Raw genomic sequence first — 16963 nt, forward strand, 5'->3', positions numbered from 1 at the left:
CACTTGTCTACGCAAGACTCCCCCTGAAGATGAAGTACCGGGCGAATCTCCCGTCCACCCGGTCGAGGGAAATCTCGTACAAGTACGCGTACGCCCCCGGAACATGCAGTATGCCGGGGGCTGATCAACTGCTCAATGGAGAAGCGCAACAATCCGAGAGGCCCGCCTCGAGCAGTACGCCTACGCGCCTGCGTTCTCCTTGACGCTGACGCGGCCCTTGCGGATCGTCACCAGTCGCGGGGCCTTCTTCGCAAGGGCGGAGTCATGGGGATCATCGTCCGCTCGTTGGCGCCGATGGAGGCGCCCGTCGCGCGCCGCTGCTCGGCAGACGGCGCCTGCCCGGCGGCGGGCACGCTGCCGACGACGAAGAAGGACCCGTCGCCCAACTCAAAGACGTCGGAGCAGTTGTTGTAGCCGGTCGACCCGCGCTCGGTGAGGGTGGATCCGATGCGGCGCATGGTGCTCCTCGCAGCCCAGGCCGGAATCCCTGGACTTTAGGCCAGGGAGCACGTCAAAGCCGCACGAAGCTCACCATGAGCACAGCCAGGGACAGCAGTAGCATGCCCAGGCAGTTGACCCAGAACGTGGAGTTCAGGGCTCGCGCGCGAATGTGGGATGCGGCGGCCGCCAGGAAGTAGACAACGATCGCAGCAGTGGTCGCCAAGGCGATGCCGGGCACCCAGATCCCGACGATGAGCCCAACTACGGAGGCCGCCTTGAGGGTGATCAGCGCCCACCACCAGTCGCGCGGGAACCGTACGCCGTCCAGGCAGTCGACGATGAATCTCGGTGGACGGAGCATCATTGCGGCGTCGCCCGCCTGTATCCCGAGCAGGATCAGGATGGGCCAGACGGGAGACGGGAGTTCAGAGAGGGTCATCGGTCATCCTCTTCGTATACGGTGACGAATTCGGCGGTGCGCCGGATCCCGGTTGCCGTCTGCTGTCGGTCGGTGGATCCCGCGGCAAGCAGCATCAGCTCCCCCAGGTAGCTGGTGAACATCACCTGCGCACCGTGTCGGGCGCGGGGGTTGGGTATTCCCGCCTTCACCATCGCGGCGGTGAGATTGTCCTCGGTCAGCGTGCGCAGCGCGCCGAGGGCCGCGTTCTCGGGTTGACCTCGGGTCAGGGTCCGGAAGTACGAGCGCGCGAGTTCGTAGTTCTCGGCGAACAAATCGAGGAACGGGTCGAAGTAGTGGGCCAGGTAGTCGACTGCGGAGGCTGCGGACTCCGCCGCCGGTGGCGCGGGGATGCGGGCGGCGATGGCTTGGTCGTAGACAAGGCTCAACAGAGACTCCTTGTCCCCCACCGCCATGACGGCACCCACGGAAACACCCGCCTCCGCCGCGATCTGCCGCACCGTTGTGCCCTGGAAGCCACGCTCCTGGAAGAGCCTTTCGGCGGCTTCGACGATGTGGGTGGTGGTCCGCCGTTTTCGTTCGGCACGAGTTACCTGAACGCGTTCAGTGAACATGTTCAGAAGGTAGTCGGCGCGGCTGCACCGAGGCAATAGTGTCGGTCAGCACGGTTTCAGAACTCGGCACGCCGGGCCGGAGAGGGCACGTGGGCGCGCACGCAGAGCGCTTGATCGTGTGGATGCGCGTGGCGCAGGCCCAGTCCTGCCCATCACGGGTGCAGTGGAGGCAGCTTTCGGCGCTTCCGGCCGCCGCGGCCGTTTCGGAAGATGTCGTGGTCGCGCGCCACCAGAATGAAGCCAGCAATGCTGAATGCCAGACAGCAGGCAGCCACAGGCGGAGCCCCCGCTCAACGGGTTGGCGCCCCCGGCGGCGCCAGCTGCCAGGAAACCGCGGGTCGCAGGGCGTAGGCGGAGCCCGCGGTAAAGCTGCTCCCACCAGTGGGCAGGCATGTGCGTCCTTGATCCGCCGGACAGACGTTCGCTGATCGTGTCGGGGACCGGTATGGCGACGGAGGGACGGGTGTGGCTCAATTGCCGTCGGTTTGACGCCGTCGGCACGATGGCACGGACGGGGAGGGCGGAAGGCGACGTGGTGGGCGGGGACCGGTCCGTGATGTGGGCCGAGGCGGCCAGGGTGGCGGTGGGGTGCGCGGTGGTGCTCGCCATCACGTGGACCGCTTTGGAGCTGTTCGACGAGCGGCAGTTCCCGGTCGCCGCACCACCAGTGATGGTGCTGGGTCGGTGGTTCTACAACAGGCACCGTCAGTGGGGCGCCGGTGTGGTGGCCGCGGTCTCCGGCTTGGTGGTGGTGGGCACCCTGGTCGACCGGCTGCGACCTCATGCGGACCGGCTGCTCGCCGACACCATGGCGACCGCGGCGGGGCTGGTGGTCGCGATGGCCGTGTTCACGGCCCGCTCCCGCGTGCGGCGGAGGGCCTGACATGCCGTACGAGGGCGACGACCGACGTGGTGCCCGGCATGATCTGCGCCTGCGTACCCTCTGGCATCGCTGCTGGGGAGCCGTCGCCGTACTGCTCGGCCTCGCCGCGCTCCTCTTGGCCGGCATCGGGCTGAGCGCCGTGTCCGACGCCAAGGCCGCAGAGCGTGCCTACCGGGCTGCCCGCCCCTGTGGCGTGGCAGTAACCGTGGACTGCCTGCGCTCCGTACAGGCCACCGTGCGCGGCGCGGAGATCCGGGAATCCAGGCACGTGCGGGAGGAACGGTACGAACTCCTGCTCACCGGACCCCGCCCCGTGCCCCGGAAAGTGGACATGGGAGGAGCAGAGCCGCTGCTCAGGCACCTGCGCGCCGGTGACGTGGTCACCGTCACCATGTGGCGGGACTACGCGGTCGCCGTGGACAAGGACGGCGTGACGCAGTACTCCGACGACAACCCCGAAGGACTGGCCCTGTTCACCACGGGCATCGCCCTGGTCCTCATCGCCGTCGGCCTCTTCGCCGTCGACACCGGAGGACACGCGGTCGCCCACGCTCCCGGCTACACCTCGAGGGGGCTGACCGCACGCCTCAAGAGGCGCTGGATACAGACATGCGCTGCCGGGTTCTGTGTTGTACCTGCCGGACTGTTCGGCATACGGACCGGCCCTGTCGGAATGATCGTCCTGTGGTTGGCCCTGGCCGGAGGAGTTCTCGTGGCGACCCGGCGACTCGACGTAGTGCGGCTACGTTGGGGACGTTTGTGACTGTGCAGCAACTGGGGCAGGGCTGATCTTCGAGCCATGGCGCCGACGTCAGCCCTGCCTCCCCGTGAGCGAGCGCCCCCAGTGGCTCCGACCGAAGGGCGCCCAGCTGCCCCAGCCGCACTTCGCCGCGTGATCGGCAGGTGCCACGATGAGGGCCGCCCCCGGTGAGGAGGGCGGCCCTCGTTCGTGCTGCCGTCAGCGCACCACGATCACCACCGGGCCGCCGCCGTAGCCGCCGTAGCCGCCGTAGCCCCCGTAGTAGCCGCCGAAGCCGTAGTAGCCGTAGCCGGGGCCGAAGAAGCCGCCGCGGCCGTAACCGCCGCACCAGCGGGACCACCAGCCGCACCCGCCACCCTGGGGGACACCGGCGGAGAGGGTCGCGACATGGGCGGGAGTGGTCGCCGGGGTCGCCGCCGAGGCCGCGCCCGCCGTGCCGACGGCGGTGCCGGCCGCCATCAGAACGCCGACTGCGGACAGGGTGACGAGTCGCCTAGCACGCTGTGCTTTCATGGAAGTACCTTCCTTTCCACCCCCTCGTGCGGTTTCGGGCACGAGAAGAAGGGCCGCGGCCGCAGCGGGAAAGGGTTCGGCGGCGCGGTCGTGGGTGATGCCGCGAGTACTGGCGGCAGGGCCCGCGCGGGACGCGCTGTCAAGGCCCGTGAGCAGGGATTTCGGCCGACGCCGGGCCTGTTCCCGGACCGCCGTCCTCACGCATAGAGGCTAGCTTCCCGGCGACCGGGCAGCATCTTGAGCGATCGCTCCACAGCGACGATCGCTTCACAGGACTCCCGTGGTCAGGGGATGATTCCTCGTCGGTATCAAGGACGGATAAGGACCGGAGAGGTTACGGGGATGACCGAGCACGACGATCTGGAGCGCGAGTTCGATCACCGGTGGGCGCGCGCCGCCGAGCACAAGGAGCCGTCGGCCCGTGCCCGGATGCTCGCCGCGCGCTGGAAGCACAACCCGCCGGGACCGGTCCCGTTCCGCGCCGACCCGACCCCTATCGCGCCGCGCCGCTCCTCGTGGATATCCACGGTCGTGGTCCTCGCCTGCGTCGCCGCGGTGATCGTGCTGCTCGGGTACGCCCAGACCCACCGCCACTTCTAGTCCCGGGAGGCCGGGGACGGCGAGGCGATGGGCAGGCCGGGGACGGCGGGGAGACCCTGGAGGCCCGGGAGCGCTCACCGCGCGCGCACGCGGACTCACAGGCGGCTTTGCCCCTCCTGGAGCTGATCGGGACCCCTTCATGGGCATCCGCAGGTGCACACTGGATGTCGGGACGAGTGCCTGACTGCGGGGTGATGAGATGCAGAGCCGCTTCCGGAGCGACCGACGGCTGACCGTACGCATGGGGGTCACGCTGTTCCTGCTCGGGTTGCTGTACGTGGCGTTCGTGGCCGTGCTGATCGTGCTGCTGAAGTCCTGGGTGCTGGTCGTGGTGATCGCGGCCGGCGTGCTCGCCGCCCAGTACTGGTTCTCCGACCGCATCGCCCTGTTCGCGATGCACGGCCGGGTGGTGGAGCGGGAGGAGTATCCCCAGTTGCACGCGGTGGTCGACCGGCTGTGCGCCATGGCGGACATGCCCAAGCCGACCGTCGCCGTGTCCAGCATGGATATGCCGAACGCGTTCGCCACCGGCCGGAACCCGGACAACGCTGTGGTGTGCGTGACCACGGGGCTGCTGCGGCGGGTGGAGCCGGCCGAGCTCGAGGGCGTGCTCGCGCACGAACTGTCGCACGTGGCGCACAAGGACGTCGCCGTGATCACGGTGGCCTCCTTCCTCGGGGTGGTCGCGGGTCTGGTCGTACGGTTCGCCTTCTACTCGGAGCTGTTCGGCGGGCGGGGGCGCAAGGACCAGAACACGCTCGCCCTGTTCGCCATGGTGATGGCGGTCTCGGCGGCCGTGTACGCGATCAGCTTCCTGCTGATCCGGGCGCTGTCCCGGTACCGGGAGCTGGCCGCCGACCGGGCGGCGGCGCTGCTGACCGGACGGCCCTCGGCGCTGGCCTCCGCGCTCACCAAGGTGACCGGGGACATCGGCCGCATCCCGTCCGAGGACCTGCGCACCGCACAGGCCTTCAACGCCTTCTACTTCACTCCGGCGCTGGGCTCCGAGCCCGGCATCTCCCGGCTGTTCTCCACCCACCCGAGCCTGGAGCAGCGGCTGGAGCAGCTCGCGCGGATCTCCGCCGAGCTGGGCGAGGCCGCGACACCGGGGAAGGCGGGCTGAGGATGGGGCTCCTGGACATTCTGCTCGGCCGTACCAAACCCGTCCTGCCCGACCTGGACCAGCTGTTCGCGCTGCCGTCGGCGGCCGTGACCCTTCAGGCGGCGGCCGGCTTCACCCCGACCGGGCAGGGCGCGGTGTGCTTCGCCACGGTCGAGGGCGCGGCCTTCGAGCAGACGCACCGCGAGGTCCAGGCCCTGCTGGACGCCGACGCCGACCGCGAAGGGCCGCCCGTGGAGCTGTCCCGGGACTCCTACGGCTACTCCTGGCTGGTCTCCCGCCGCTCCCCCGACCAGCTGCCTGAACTGGTCAACGACCTGCACGCGGTGAACAGCGCGATGGAGGTCAACGGCTTCGGCCCCCAGCTCCTGTGCTCCCTGGCCGGCTTCCACGACGACTCCGGCCGGCGACTGGCCCTGGTGTACCTCTACAAGCGCGGCACCTTCTACCCGTTCGCGCCGCTGGCCGGCCGGCAGCAGCGGCGCGACAACCCGCTGGAACTGCGGGTGAAGGCGGTCCTGGCCGACGACCTGCGCATCGAGCCGGACCTGAGCCGCTGGTTCCCGGTGTGGGGCGCCCCCGGCCTGTGAGCGAAGGGCTGGATCGGGGGCCCGGTGTCAGTGCTGTCGGGCAGGATGCCCTCAGGCACTACTACGGGCGGAGGTCTCATGGACGGGGAACCCCGGTACATCGACGTGGCGGAGCGGCGGGCCAGGCTGGCCCTGCGGCACCGGCTGGCCGCCACAGCGCGGGCGAAGACGCCGCAGGAGGTCGCTCGGGCGCTGGTGGCACTGCACGGCACGGATCCGGCGACGGTGTACCTGGGCGTGGGCGCCCGCCTGGCGGAGCCCGCAGGGACGGTGCCGCAGGCCGAGCGCGCGCTGTACGAGGACCGCACGCTGGTCCGGATGCACGGCATGCGGCACACGGTCTTCGTCTTCCCGGCGGAGCTGACCGCCGTCGTGCACGCCTCGACCGGGATCGCTCTGGCCGCCCGCGCCCGCGCCGCCCTGATCAAGGACATGGCGAAGGCGGGCGCGCCGGACGCGGCCTGGCTGAAGGAGGTCGAGGAGTCGGCGCTTGCCTCGCTGGCCCGCCGCGGGCAGGCCACGGCCGCCGAGCTCGCCCAGGACGAGCCGCGCTTGCGGGAGCAGTTCGCGTACGCGGCCGGGAAGAGCTACGAGGGCGTGCACACGGTCTCCTCACGGCTGCTGCGCGTCCTGGGCGTGGAGGGCAAGGTGGTCCGGGGCCGGCCGCTCGGCTCCTGGACGTCCACGCAGTTCCGCTGGGCCCTCGCGCCCGAACACCCCGAGCTGGACGTCGTCGCCGCCCAGAGCGACCTGCTGCGCCGCTGGCTCGCGGCCTGCGGCCCGGCGACCGAGGCCGACCTGAAGTGGTGGACGGGCTGGCGGGTGACGGACGTGCGGCGGGCGCTGGCCGCGACGGGGGCGCGGGAGGTGCGGGTGGACGAGGGCACGGCGTACGTCAGCGAGGACGACGTCGCACCGGTGACCGGTCCGGCCGAGCCGTGGACGGCCCTGCTGCCCGGTCTCGACCCCACGGCGATGGGCTGGCAGCAGCGGGACTGGTACCTCGCGCCCCGGCTGCGGCCGGCCCTGTTCGACGGCAGCGGCAACGTCGGCCCGACGGTGTGGTGCGACGGCCGGGTCGTCGGGGCCTGGGCCCAGCGTCCCGACGGCGAGGTCGTCTGGCGGATCCTGGACCGGGAAGGGGTGGGCGCGGAGGCGGAGGCGGCGATCGCCTCGCAGGCGCGGGAGCTGGAGAGCCGGCTCGGCCCGACGCGGGTCACACCGCGCTTCCGCACACCGCTGGAGAAGGAGCTGGCGGCGTCGTAGGCCGGGCCGGGCGCCCCGTTTCCGCGGGACACCCGGCGTCCGGCGTCCGGGTCAGCGCGAGTACCGCATCAGTGCCCGCACCATGTGACACGTCGTGGCCGACGGCGGGTGCACGCCGATGAGTTCGGCGATACCGCGGATCGTCTCGTCGCGGGCCTGCTGCGGCAGGTGGACGCCCGAGTCGAGCAGGGCGATGGCGAGCCGCATCGCCTTCAGACGGCGGTTGTGGATGACGTACCACTCCCGCGGCCGTCCCGGCGGCAACGGCCGCTTCGCCACGGGTTCGTAGGGCAGGTCGAGCAGGACGGGACGCTTCGCGGTGGACTGGGTCGGCAACGGCTTCGGCTTCAGTGCGGCAGCGGCCACAGGCATCCTCCTGTCGCGGTGGGAGCGCCGCGAAGGGGTTCCGGCGACGCTCTCGAACACTGCCTCAATTCTACTGCCGGGCACTGACATCCGGTGAGTCCACAGAGCCCGCAAATGGCCAGGTGGGCAAGGGAATTGGCGCCGTGTCACACCAGGTGCGCGAGAGGTGTGTGAGACGGCAGCAATTCGAACAAGACAGGCGTCGGCTTCGGTCTCCTGGACTGGTTGACCATCCACCGCGGCGATACCTACTTCTACGGCAACGGCCTCGACTCGAATCGAGACGCTCCCGCCCGCCTGCGGAGAGCGACGCGGCGCCAACTCCCCCGTGACACAGGTCACTCCGTCTGGTGCCGCAACCGGTGAGTAACCTCGTTCGGCATCTCGTACCTAGCGACGTACGCTCCCCCACCTCTTCAGGAGGCGCGCATGTCGCGTAGGCGAACTGTCAGCACGAGGAAGAAGGTCGCGCTGCTGGTGACGGCCGCGGCGGTGGCGGGCGGCGGGGCCTTCGCCCTGGCCGCCACGTCCAACGCCGCGCAGCCGGAGGCCCCGCGGACGCTGTCCGCCGCGGACTCGACGGTCTGCCAGGGGCTGGCCACCGCCCTCGGCAACAACCAGAAGTTCATCGACGGCCAACGGGCCGACCCGGACGCGCTGTCCGAGGCGCGGATCGCCAACCGGCAGGCGGTCATCGAGGAGATCGAGCGCAAGCAGGCCGCGTCCGGGTGCACGGTGGGGGAGTCGGCTCAGGACTCCCCCACCGGCCAGCAGGCGCAGAATGGTCAGCAGAGCGACCAGCAGAACGGGCAGCAGGCCGAACAGCAGAACGGTCAGGGGGCCGGTCAGCAGGACGGGAACGCCGGTGGCGGCGTCGCCGCGTCCGGCCAGCAGGTCTGCCAGGGCTCCACCGTGACGCTCTCCGGCGAGGGCGGCGCACCGGCCGCGTCCAGCAACCAGTTCCCGGCGGGCACCACGCTGAAGGTCACCAACCTGGACAACGACAAGTCCACCACGGTGAAGGTCACGTCCGTCTCCGGCAGTTGCGTCCTACTCAACGACGCGGCCTTCGAGGAGGTCAGGGAGCCGGGCAAGTTCCTGATCCGGCGCGCGCTGGTCGAGAAGGTGGGATGACGCCCGCAGCACAGGAACCGCAGGACAGGGGAATCGCGCCGCGTGAACCGTGCCACATCGGGTCCGGGTAACACGGGGCTCACATGTGAGCAATGGCCGGGAAACCGCTCGTTGACACGCTGCTGAACAGCCGCCGCGGCGCACCGTGCCGCGGCGCGTGTGAGCGCGGTGCGAGTGAGACCCCGGAGGATGGCCCGTGACCTTCAAGGCTGAGTACATCTGGATCGACGGCACCGAGCCGACGGCCAAGCTGCGTTCCAAGACGAAGATCCTCGGCGACGACGCCAAGGGCGCCGAGCTGCCGCTCTGGGGCTTCGACGGGTCCTCCACCAACCAGGCCGAGGGCCGCTCCTCCGACTGCGTCCTGCGGCCGGTGTTCACCTGCCCGGACCCGATCCGCGGCGGTGACGACATCCTCGTGCTGTGCGAGGTCCTCGACACCGCGCTCGCCCCGCTCCCGTCCAACACGCGGGCCGCGCTGGCCGAGGCCGCGGAGCGGTTCGCCGCGCAGGAGCCGATCTTCGGCATCGAGCAGGAGTACACCTTCTTCGACGGCTCCCGCCCGCTGGGCTTCCCCGAGGGCGGCTTCCCCGCCCCGCAGGGCGGCTACTACTGCGGGGTCGGCGCCGACGAGATCTTCGGTCGGGAGATCGTCGAGGCCCACCTGGACAACTGCCTGACGGCGGGGCTCGGCATCTCCGGCATCAACGCCGAGGTCATGCCGGGCCAGTGGGAGTTCCAGGTCGGTCCGCTGTCCCCGCTCCAGGCCGCCGACCAGTTGTGGGTGGCCCGCTGGCTGCTGTACCGCACCGCCGAGGGCCACGGCATCTCCGCCACTCTCGACCCCAAGCCGGTCAAGGGCGACTGGAACGGCGCCGGTGCCCACACCAACTTCTCCACCAGGGCGATGCGCGAGGGCCCCGAGGGCTACGCCGCGATCATCACCGCGTGCGAGGCGCTCGGCGAGGGCTCCCGGCCGATGGACCACGTCAAGAACTACGGGGCCGGGATCGACGACCGCCTCACCGGCCTGCACGAGACCGCCCCGTGGGACGCGTACTCCTACGGTGTCGGCGACCGCGGCGCCTCGGTCCGCATTCCCTGGCAGGTCGAGCGGGACGGCAAGGGCTACATCGAGGACCGCCGGCCGAACGCCAACGTCGACCCGTACGTCGTCACGCGCCTGCTGATCGACACCTGCTGCACCGCCCTGGAGAAGGCCGGACAGGTCTGATCCGCACGGGTGGCGCTGATGCCGGGCTGCCGCCGGGCGCCGGCCTCCGTCCGGAGAGGTGTCCGCGCAGTGAGAAGAGGGTCCGGTCCGGACCCGGGTTCTGCTTCAATGGGGACATGGTCGGCTTCCGGAAGTACGTCGCGACGAGTCGCGACGACCTCGAGCCGTTCTGGCCCTCCCGTCAGCATCACGACTTCGACCTGCTCTGTCGCCGCGCGCCGCGCGCGCGGGCCCGGTGAAGCCTTGACCCCGGCCTCCGGCCAGCGCGGAACGACGTACGTCCCGACGCGCCCGACCACGAACTCGCGGCCGTCGGGCCCCCGGCGAACCTCTCCCGCGAAAGAGCTGACCTGCCATGGCGACCACCCGTTCTCTGACTGACGCCGCCCTCCCCCACCTCACCTCCTCCCGTTCTTCCCCCTCCCCCTCCCCTTCCCCCGCCTCCGCCCGGCACCGGCTGCGGGCCGTGGACCGGGACGAGGTCGTCGAGATCGCCGATCTCCTGCCGCCCGGCGCCACCTGGCTGCCGGCTCCGCAGCACGCCCTGCCCAGGCTGCCGGGCCGACCGCCGATGGTCGGCTACCTGGTGCTCGTACCCGCCGACCAGCAGCCGCCGTTCCTCCCGGCGGCGGTGCCGGACCGGCCGGCGGCCGGCGTGGACGGCACCGCCGCGCCCGGTGCCGGCGACCCGCTCGTCCGCATCGACACCGCACGGCGGGTCGCGGAGGTGGACGGCCGCGAACTCGACCTCACCTACCTGGAGTTCGAGCTGCTGGCCCATCTCGTGGCCCATCCGCACCGGGTGCACACCCGCGACCAGCTGGTCACCACGGTCTGGGGCTACGGCCATGTGGGCGACGGCCGCACCGTCGACGTCCACATCGCCCGGGTGCGCCGCAAGCTGGGCACCGAGCACCGCGGGGCGATCCAGACCGTACGCCGCGTAGGCTACAAGTACGCTCCGCCGACCGGACGTTGATCTCTGCCGAGGGCAGAATCCGGTTCCCTGCCACGGCCCGGACGGGCACAGTCACCGGTATGAGACTTCTGGTGCTGGGTGGTACGGAGTTCGCGGGGCGGGCCGTCGCCGAGGCGGCGGCCGGGCGCGGCTGGGATGTGACGGTCCTGAACCGGGGGCGGCTCGCGCCCGTCCCCGGGACGCGGTCGCTGCGCGGCGACCGCACCGCGCCCGACGGGCTCGCGGCCCTGGCGGACGGCGCGTGGGACGCGGTCGTCGACACCTGGTCGGCCGCTCCCCGCGCCGTCCGGGACGCGGCGCGGCTGCTGCGGGACCGCGTCGGCCGGTACGTGTACGTATCGACCTGTTCGGTGTACGCCTGGGCCCCACCCGTCGGCTTCACCGAGGCGGCGCCGCTGGTCGAGGGCGCCGACCCCGGTGCCGAGCGGACGGATTACCCGCGGGACAAGCTCGGCGCCGAGCTGGGCGCGGTGGAGGCCTTCGGGGCGGACCGCTCGGTCCTCGTACGGGCCGGGCTGATCCTGGGACCGTACGAGAACATCGGGCGGCTGCCGTGGTGGCTGAACCGGATCGCGCGGGGCGGCCCCGTACTGGCACCCGGTCCGCGGGACCTGCCCCTCCAGTACATCGACGTCCGCGACCTCGCCGCGTGGATCCTCGGCGCGGTGGAGCGGGGGCTGAGCGGGCCGTACAACATGATCAGCCCACGGGGGCACACGACGATGGGTGAGCTGCTGGAGGCCTGCGTGCGGGTCACCGGCGCCGACGCCGAACTGCGCTGGACCGATCCGGAGACGGTTCTCGCCGCGGGCGTCGAACCCTGGACGGAGCTGCCGGTGTGGACGCCGCCGGGCAGCGAAGGCCACCGCGCGCTGCACGGCGCCGACGTCGGCCGGGCCCTCGCGACCGGTCTGCGCTGCCGCCCCGTGGACGAGACGGTCGCGGACACCTGGACCTGGCTCCAGAGCCTGGGCGGTACGGCTCCCCAGCGGCCGGACCGGCCTCCGGTGGGCCTGGATCCGGCTCTGGAGGCGAAGGTGCTCGGGCTGTAGGCGGGTTCGGACCCTCGACCGACGGTGCCACAACTACCGTTGGAAACACGAACGTTGTGGCCTGAGCGACCCATGGATCGGGCGTGAGTTCGTGGGTCGGCTGAACACACCCGGGACCATGTCCGTATCCATGGGAGCCGCTTCACTCCTGTCGGGCGCCCGATACCGCCCCGCAAGGAAGTCAGAGGAGTTCCATGGGACGCAACACACGCAAACGCCGAATGCCGCTGGCCGCCAAGGCCATAGCCGGAGCGGCGGCCCTAGCGCTCGGTGGGGGCGGGCTCGTCTGGGCGAACTACTACGCATCCGCGCACGAGTCGAAGAACGACGCGTGGGGAGGCAACCGGACGAAGGCCGTCAACGCGCAGGTCGCGACGATCTCGTGCCCGGACGTCGGCCAGAAGCTCACCGCCGTGCCGGAGCAGGCCCGTGGGGAGGTCGACGGCGAACTCGCCACGCTCGACCAGCAGATCACGGAGGCGTACCAGCGGCTGGCCACCACACGCGACGCGCAGGCCGGGGACGCGAGCTTCGTCCAGAACTCCATCCTGGGTCCGCTGAAGGACCGGCGGAAGGTGATCCTCGACCGGATCAGGCTGGAGATCGACCGGGCCGGCGGCAGGACCCCCGGCAACCTGGACGACCTCGCGCCCTGCACCGGCACCCCCGCCGAGCAGGACCAGACGGACGCGGGCGACGGCGAGGCCGGTCAGGACACCGGGCAGAACGACGGCCAGGAGACCGGGCAGCCGGGCGACAACGGCGGCCAGCAGGACGGCGACGGGCAGAACGGCGACGGGCAGCAGGGCACTGGCGGTCAGGCCGGAAACGGCCCGGTCGCGGCGGACTTCGTGGACATCACCACGGTCCAGCCCAACGTCCCGGCCAAGCCGCGCAAGAACCGCAACGCGTCGACCGGCACCTTCACCACGCGCTGTGGTGTGAACGCCAACGGCAACCACAACACCGACAACGTGATCGTGGCGCCCGGTGTGGCCAACGGCGCCCACCACCTGCACGACTACGTCGGCAACCAGAAGATCGACGCGTTCGCGAGCAACGACACGTTCCTCCAGGGCGGCACCAGCTGCCAGAACAAGGACGACCTGTCGTCGTACTACTGGCCGGTGGTCCGGGTCCAGGACGGCACGCAGGACTTCGACCAGGACGCGGACGGCGGTGGCAAGGAGGGCAACGTCGGCCGGATCCTCAAGCCGCTCCAGGCGCAGATCAAGTACGTCGGCAGCCCGACCGGCAAGGTCGTCGCGATGCCGCAGTTCCTGCGCATCATCACCGGTGACGCCAAGACCACGACCAACGGTCTGGCCAACGCCAACGCGCACTGGAGCTGCACCGGCTTCGAGAACAAGGTCCAGCTGACGGAGCAGTACCCGATCTGCCCCGAGGGCAGCAGGATGGTCCGCACGTTCGCCTTCCAGAGCTGCTGGGACGGACAGAACACCGACAGCGCCAACCACCGTACGCACATCGCCTTCGCCGACGATCGCGGCAACTGCCCCAGCGGCTTCAAGGCCATCCCGCAGCTGACGATGCGCCTGGTCTACGACGTGCCGCGACCGACCGTAGAGAACGGTGTGGTCACCAACGCCTACGCGGTCGACGGGTTCCCCGAGCAGCTGCACAAGGCACACACCGACCACGACGACTTCATCAGCATCACGACCGGCGGCCTGGCGAACAAGATCGCCAACTGCGTCAACTCGGGCCGCACCTGCCAGTGAGGCACGGGGCCGGTGACCCGTCGGTGATCCGTTGAGGAAGGCCGGCGGCGGGAGATCCCGCCGCCGGCCTTCGCCGTGTGCCCATGGGCCCATGGGCCCGAGAAACGGGGCCGGCGGTTCAGCCGCCGTGGGCGCTGTGGTCGGTGCCGGTCTCCACGTCACCGCCGAGAGTGGCGCGCAGCGCGGTGACCACGCCACTGTCGCCGACGGCGACCCACTTGCGGCCGACGAGGTAGGAGCCTCCGTAGTCCTTGGCGTCGTTGATCCACTCCCGCTGGCCGCGGTCGGTGGCGAAGGTGGCCAGGATGAACTTGCCGGTGGCGTTGGTGCAGATCGCCTGCCGGATGGTGTCGGCGTCGGTCTGCATGTCCGGCTCGCACCTCACCTCGGCGGCCAGGCTCTCCAGACTGCCGGTCGCCGTCGGCGGCACCTTCGCCGCCGCTCCGTCGCCGGAGCCGCACCCCGTCAGCGCCAGTGCCGCCGCGGCACCGGCCACCGCGAGCATCGGTCGGGTCACCCTCATCTGTTCCTCCGGTCGCTTCCGGCACTCCGTTCCCGGCGGCACGCTCCGCACGCGTCCCGCACCGGACCCCGGCAGGGGGCCGTCCTTCGATACGGCTCCGGCGCGCACCGCGCTCAATCCAGTGGACGTCGCCCGCACCTGTGTGCGAGCGTGCTCCGGTGAACCAGGACTGGGAAGACCGCGTGGCCGCCGCATGGGCCCGTTTCGACGCATACTCCGAGGACGAGGCGGCCGCGTTCCGGGCCCGGATCGATGCGCTCGTCACCGAACTTCCGGACGGCAGCCCGCTCGGCCCGTTCGAGCAGGCCTGTGCCTGGGACTCCACCGGCCGCTCGGACCGGGCCGTGCCGCTGTACGAGGAGGCGCTGGCACGCGGGCTGAGCGGCTACCGGGGCCGCCGGGCCCGCATCCAGCTGGCCAGTTCGCTGCGGAACACCGGCCGGGCGGAGGAGGGCGTCAAGCTGCTCACGCCCGAACTGGAGGCGCCCTCCGACGAGTTGGACGACGCCGTCCGGGCGGCCCTGGCCCTGTGCCTGTCCAGCCTCGGCCGTGACCGGGAGGGCCTGTCCCTGGTCCTCGGTGCCCTCGCGCCCCATCTGCCCCGCTACCAGCGCTCGATGGCGAACTACGCCCGGCTGCTGGTCGAGCCGGAGGACTGAGACCGCCGGGCGGCCGGGTGACCTGGGACCGGCTCGCTCGTTTGCCTGGACGTGCAGTCACAGGATGTCGCCCCGCGCCACAAGTCCTCCTCCGGGCCGGTCGTCGATGCCGAACGGGCCGAGGCCGCGCTCGTCGAGCACTATCCGCGACTGGTCCGGCTCGCCTACCTGGTGCTGCCGCCCGGGCTCGGGCGCGGCCGCCGCGTGCTGACCGCGCACGCGCTGGCGCAGCGGGCGCTGCCGCGGGGCCGGTCCTCGGCGTCCGTGATCCCGGCCCAGTCGGCCGGCCGCGAGTCCGACCCGGGCTACGCCTTCGTCCGCCTCCAGGTGATCCGCACGGCGCTGCGAGCGGACCGCCCGCTTCGGCGCAGGAGCAGGTCCAGGCGCGTCCAACTGCCCCCGCTGCTGCCCCTGGTGTGGGGCATGCGCCTGTTCCCGCGTTCGGGCGGCGCCGAGGAACTCGCCCTGGACCAGAAGCTGGCGACCGTGGCCGGGCCGGCCCGTGCCGCCTACGTCCTGCGCGGCCTGGAGCGGCTCCCGGACACCGCGGTGCGGGAGGTGCTGACGGCCGCGGGCGTGGCCGACCCGGCCGCCGCGCTGCGCCAGGCCGACCGCCTGCCCGCCCAGTACGCGCTCCTCGGCTCCCCCGAGTTCGACCCCTGCTCCCTGCAGGCCCGGCCCACCGATCTGAAGCGGCGCAGGCAGCACACCAGGGCCGCGCTCGCCGCGGCCCTGGCCCTCGTCGTGTGCGGCGCGCTGGTCGCCCTGCCGGGCGGCGGCTGGGGTCCCGACGGCGCCGCCGCGCCCGCCTACGCGCAGAACCCTTCCGCCGAGGCCGCGCTGGACCCGGGCAGGCTGACAAGAATCGCCCCCACCGCATGGCGGACCTCCGCGCGCCTCGACCTGTCCGTGTGGCCGGCCCGCGGCGACCTGGCCAAGGACACGGCCCTGCTGCGCCGCGCCCTCGCCGTCTGGGCCCGCCCCGGCGAGTCCGTACAGGTCTCGGCCACCCCCGGTACCGCCTCGGGCGGCCCTGCGGGACCACCGCAACTGCTCTACGCAGGCGACGTCGACAACACGCACGTGGTGCTCTTCTACGACGGTCTGCGCATCGCCCGCTACGCCGAGCCGAAGGACTCCGCGGCCCGGGCCGCCCTCGACTTCGCCCGGGTCGACGGCGCCACCGGCGCGGAGGCGAGCGCGGTGGTGCTCGGCCGCTCCGACGGCAACGTCCGCTATCTGACGGCGCCCTGGGTGACGGCGGCGGCTGAACGGGACCTGCTCAAGCCGGACGCGGGAACGATGGACCTCGGCATCAGGAACGGGGTCACCGGGCCGCTGGCCAGCCCGGTCCAGCAGACCGGCGCCTGCACCTCGTGGAACGTGCTCCAGCTGACCGGCGAACCCGGCACGCAGGTCCTGGCCGACCTCGGCGAGCTGGTCCCCGCCCGCCTCACCACGGGCCGCCCGGCCGCCCCGCAAGGGGTGTCCGGTGCCGCGGGGCTGCGCGCCTGGGCGCCGCTGGCCTGCTCCCTGGCCTCCGTGCGCGCGGAGGGCGTCCGGTCGGTCAACGCCTGGGCGTACGCCGAGCAGCCGCTGCCCGACGCGACCGGCACGGCCGCGTGGGTGTGCACCCGGGCCGAGACCTGGCGCGGAGACGGGTCCCGGACGCTGGCCCAGTTGCACGCCCCCGGGGAGAAGTACGCGGCGGTCGCGGCCAAGGCCGACAGCGTGCCCGCCTGCGGCGCCCGCGATCCGCACGTGCTGGCCGGGGTGCTGTGGAAGTCGGAGGCGGGCACCTGGTATCTGCTCGCGGCAGGCAGCCGGGACACCGCCTCGATCAGCGCCACGGGCGGGGTCAGCGCCTCCGCCCAGGGCCACCTGCTCGCCGTACAGACCCGGCAGAGCGCCCAGGCCGACCTGAAGGGAACGCTGGACGACGGCCGGTCCGTCGACGTGCTGCGCCAGAAGTGACCGGCCGGCGCGGGAGGGTGTGAGCGCCGAGGGCGAACACCGCGGTCGGCCCGATCCGGTTCGCTCCGGCCCGTTCGGGGCCGGGACCGCTCGGT

Annotated in this window: 19 protein-coding genes and 1 pseudogene; 13 read left to right on the plus strand and 7 right to left on the minus strand. The window is 71.8% G+C overall.

Annotation, left to right across the window (positions count from 1 at the left end):
• Nucleotides 1-180 precede the first annotated feature (180 nt).
• From ACTYVM_RS02035 to ACTYVM_RS02050, 4 genes and pseudogenes are all read right to left on the minus strand, one after another.
• Nucleotides 181-267, minus strand: a pseudogene (locus ACTYVM_RS02035) (ABC transporter ATP-binding protein); the annotation flags it as partial.
• Complete coding sequence (locus ACTYVM_RS02040) at nt 228-458, minus strand: hypothetical protein (RefSeq protein WP_445524218.1); 231 nt, start codon at nt 456-458, stop codon at nt 228-230. The gene ACTYVM_RS02040 and the pseudogene ACTYVM_RS02035, both read right to left, overlap by 40 nt.
• A 53-nt stretch (nt 459-511) precedes the next feature.
• The gene (locus ACTYVM_RS02045; protein ID WP_445524219.1) at nt 512-880 is read right to left on the minus strand and encodes a DoxX family protein; all 369 of its coding nucleotides are present in this window, start codon (nt 878-880) and stop codon (nt 512-514) included.
• Entirely contained in the window at nt 877-1473 is a 597-nt protein-coding gene (locus ACTYVM_RS02050) for a TetR/AcrR family transcriptional regulator (RefSeq protein WP_445524220.1), read from the minus strand. The genes ACTYVM_RS02045 and ACTYVM_RS02050 overlap by 4 nt, the downstream gene beginning before the upstream one ends.
• Before the next feature lie 502 nt (nt 1474-1975).
• Here ACTYVM_RS02050 and ACTYVM_RS02055 point away from each other — a divergent pair.
• Together ACTYVM_RS02055 and ACTYVM_RS02060 are read left to right on the plus strand one after the other, a co-directional pair.
• A complete protein-coding gene (locus ACTYVM_RS02055; protein WP_445524221.1) occupies nt 1976-2356 on the plus strand; it encodes a hypothetical protein in 381 nt (126 codons plus the stop codon).
• Between the two features lies 1 nt (nt 2357).
• Nucleotides 2358-3119 carry a hypothetical protein gene (locus ACTYVM_RS02060; protein ID WP_445524222.1) on the plus strand — a complete coding sequence of 254 codons (762 nt, stop codon included), beginning with the start codon at nt 2358-2360 and terminating at the stop codon, nt 3117-3119.
• A 195-nt stretch (nt 3120-3314) separates the two neighbouring features.
• On the opposite strand, the gene ACTYVM_RS02065 is transcribed toward ACTYVM_RS02060, so the two are convergent.
• Entirely contained in the window at nt 3315-3629 is a 315-nt protein-coding gene (locus tag ACTYVM_RS02065; protein WP_445524223.1) for a hypothetical protein, read from the minus strand.
• A gap of 342 nt (nt 3630-3971) precedes the next feature.
• On the opposite strand from ACTYVM_RS02065, the gene ACTYVM_RS02070 reads away from it, so the two are divergent.
• The 4 genes from ACTYVM_RS02070 (at nt 3972) to ACTYVM_RS02085 (ending at nt 7205) form a co-directional block, all read left to right on the plus strand.
• Nucleotides 3972-4229 carry an SCO2583/SCO2584 N-terminal domain-containing protein gene (locus ACTYVM_RS02070; RefSeq protein ID WP_445524224.1) on the plus strand — a complete coding sequence of 86 codons (258 nt, stop codon included), beginning with the start codon at nt 3972-3974 and terminating at the stop codon, nt 4227-4229.
• A gap of 199 nt (nt 4230-4428) precedes the next feature.
• Nucleotides 4429-5352: a zinc metalloprotease HtpX gene (gene htpX / locus ACTYVM_RS02075; RefSeq protein WP_400025715.1), complete on the plus strand. Its 924-nt coding sequence runs from the start codon at nt 4429-4431 to the stop codon at nt 5350-5352.
• Between the two features lie 2 nt (nt 5353-5354).
• On the plus strand, nt 5355-5939 hold the full coding sequence (pspAB, locus tag ACTYVM_RS02080; protein WP_445524225.1) for a PspA-associated protein PspAB: 585 nt from the start codon (nt 5355-5357) through the stop codon (nt 5937-5939).
• Between the two features lie 78 nt (nt 5940-6017).
• The gene (locus tag ACTYVM_RS02085; protein ID WP_445524226.1) at nt 6018-7205 is read left to right on the plus strand and encodes a winged helix DNA-binding domain-containing protein; all 1188 of its coding nucleotides are present in this window, start codon (nt 6018-6020) and stop codon (nt 7203-7205) included.
• Between the two features lie 51 nt (nt 7206-7256).
• On the opposite strand, the gene ACTYVM_RS02090 is transcribed toward ACTYVM_RS02085, so the two are convergent.
• Nucleotides 7257-7571, minus strand: coding sequence for a hypothetical protein (locus tag ACTYVM_RS02090; RefSeq protein ID WP_445524227.1), 315 nt, complete (start codon nt 7569-7571; stop codon nt 7257-7259).
• Between the two features lie 429 nt (nt 7572-8000).
• Between ACTYVM_RS02090 and ACTYVM_RS02095 the strand changes: the two genes are divergently transcribed.
• The 5 genes from ACTYVM_RS02095 (at nt 8001) to ACTYVM_RS02115 (ending at nt 13712) form a co-directional block, all read left to right on the plus strand.
• On the plus strand, nt 8001-8705 hold the full coding sequence (locus ACTYVM_RS02095) for an SCO2207 family protein (RefSeq protein WP_445524228.1): 705 nt from the start codon (nt 8001-8003) through the stop codon (nt 8703-8705).
• Nucleotides 8706-8901: 196 nt separating this feature from the next.
• Entirely contained in the window at nt 8902-9939 is a 1038-nt protein-coding gene (gene glnII / locus ACTYVM_RS02100) for a glutamine synthetase (RefSeq protein WP_445524229.1), read from the plus strand.
• Nucleotides 9940-10294: 355 nt separating this feature from the next.
• Nucleotides 10295-10918, plus strand: a complete 624-nt coding sequence (locus tag ACTYVM_RS02105) for a winged helix-turn-helix domain-containing protein (RefSeq protein WP_445524230.1) — start codon at nt 10295-10297, stop codon at nt 10916-10918.
• A 59-nt stretch (nt 10919-10977) separates the two neighbouring features.
• A complete protein-coding gene (locus ACTYVM_RS02110) occupies nt 10978-11970 on the plus strand; it encodes an NAD-dependent epimerase/dehydratase family protein (RefSeq protein WP_445524231.1) in 993 nt (330 codons plus the stop codon).
• A 194-nt stretch (nt 11971-12164) separates the two neighbouring features.
• Nucleotides 12165-13712, plus strand: coding sequence for a DUF1996 domain-containing protein (locus ACTYVM_RS02115; RefSeq protein WP_445524232.1), 1548 nt, complete (start codon nt 12165-12167; stop codon nt 13710-13712).
• Between the two features lie 118 nt (nt 13713-13830).
• Here the strand turns inward: ACTYVM_RS02115 and ACTYVM_RS02120 are convergent, their stop codons facing one another.
• Nucleotides 13831-14235 (minus strand): hypothetical protein, encoded by a 405-nt coding sequence (locus ACTYVM_RS02120; RefSeq protein WP_400025700.1) that lies wholly within the window; start codon nt 14233-14235, stop codon nt 13831-13833.
• A 158-nt stretch (nt 14236-14393) separates the two neighbouring features.
• Between ACTYVM_RS02120 and ACTYVM_RS02125 the strand changes: the two genes are divergently transcribed.
• Together ACTYVM_RS02125 and ACTYVM_RS02130 are read left to right on the plus strand one after the other, a co-directional pair.
• A complete protein-coding gene (locus ACTYVM_RS02125) occupies nt 14394-14894 on the plus strand; it encodes a tetratricopeptide repeat protein (protein ID WP_400025699.1) in 501 nt (166 codons plus the stop codon).
• Nucleotides 14895-14945: 51 nt separating this feature from the next.
• A complete protein-coding gene (locus ACTYVM_RS02130) occupies nt 14946-16868 on the plus strand; it encodes a hypothetical protein (RefSeq protein WP_445524233.1) in 1923 nt (640 codons plus the stop codon).
• The last annotated feature ends 95 nt before the right edge of the window (nt 16869-16963 follow it).

Source organism: Streptomyces cyslabdanicus (genome assembly GCF_052663305.1).

What these genes read in the sequence shown, in the direction of transcription:
- ACTYVM_RS02120 (WP_400025700.1), bottom strand. Translation starts at nt 14,235, where the DNA reads ATGAGGGTGACCCGACCGATGCTCGCGGTGGCCGGTGCCGCGGCGGCA.
- ACTYVM_RS02105 (WP_445524230.1), top strand. Translation starts at nt 10,295, where the DNA reads ATGGCGACCACCCGTTCTCTGACTGACGCCGCCCTCCCCCACCTCACC.
- ACTYVM_RS02045 (WP_445524219.1), bottom strand. Translation starts at nt 880, where the DNA reads ATGACCCTCTCTGAACTCCCGTCTCCCGTCTGGCCCATCCTGATCCTG.
- ACTYVM_RS02050 (WP_445524220.1), bottom strand. Translation starts at nt 1,473, where the DNA reads ATGTTCACTGAACGCGTTCAGGTAACTCGTGCCGAACGAAAACGGCGG.
- ACTYVM_RS02040 (WP_445524218.1), bottom strand. Translation starts at nt 458, where the DNA reads ATGCGCCGCATCGGATCCACCCTCACCGAGCGCGGGTCGACCGGCTAC.
- ACTYVM_RS02060 (WP_445524222.1), top strand. Translation starts at nt 2,358, where the DNA reads ATGCCGTACGAGGGCGACGACCGACGTGGTGCCCGGCATGATCTGCGC.
- ACTYVM_RS02085 (WP_445524226.1), top strand. Translation starts at nt 6,018, where the DNA reads ATGGACGGGGAACCCCGGTACATCGACGTGGCGGAGCGGCGGGCCAGG.
- pspAB (WP_445524225.1), top strand. Translation starts at nt 5,355, where the DNA reads ATGGGGCTCCTGGACATTCTGCTCGGCCGTACCAAACCCGTCCTGCCC.
- ACTYVM_RS02110 (WP_445524231.1), top strand. Translation starts at nt 10,978, where the DNA reads ATGAGACTTCTGGTGCTGGGTGGTACGGAGTTCGCGGGGCGGGCCGTC.
- ACTYVM_RS02115 (WP_445524232.1), top strand. Translation starts at nt 12,165, where the DNA reads ATGGGACGCAACACACGCAAACGCCGAATGCCGCTGGCCGCCAAGGCC.
- ACTYVM_RS02095 (WP_445524228.1), top strand. Translation starts at nt 8,001, where the DNA reads ATGTCGCGTAGGCGAACTGTCAGCACGAGGAAGAAGGTCGCGCTGCTG.
- ACTYVM_RS02055 (WP_445524221.1), top strand. Translation starts at nt 1,976, where the DNA reads ATGGCACGGACGGGGAGGGCGGAAGGCGACGTGGTGGGCGGGGACCGG.
- ACTYVM_RS02065 (WP_445524223.1), bottom strand. Translation starts at nt 3,629, where the DNA reads ATGAAAGCACAGCGTGCTAGGCGACTCGTCACCCTGTCCGCAGTCGGC.
- ACTYVM_RS02070 (WP_445524224.1), top strand. Translation starts at nt 3,972, where the DNA reads ATGACCGAGCACGACGATCTGGAGCGCGAGTTCGATCACCGGTGGGCG.
- htpX (WP_400025715.1), top strand. Translation starts at nt 4,429, where the DNA reads ATGCAGAGCCGCTTCCGGAGCGACCGACGGCTGACCGTACGCATGGGG.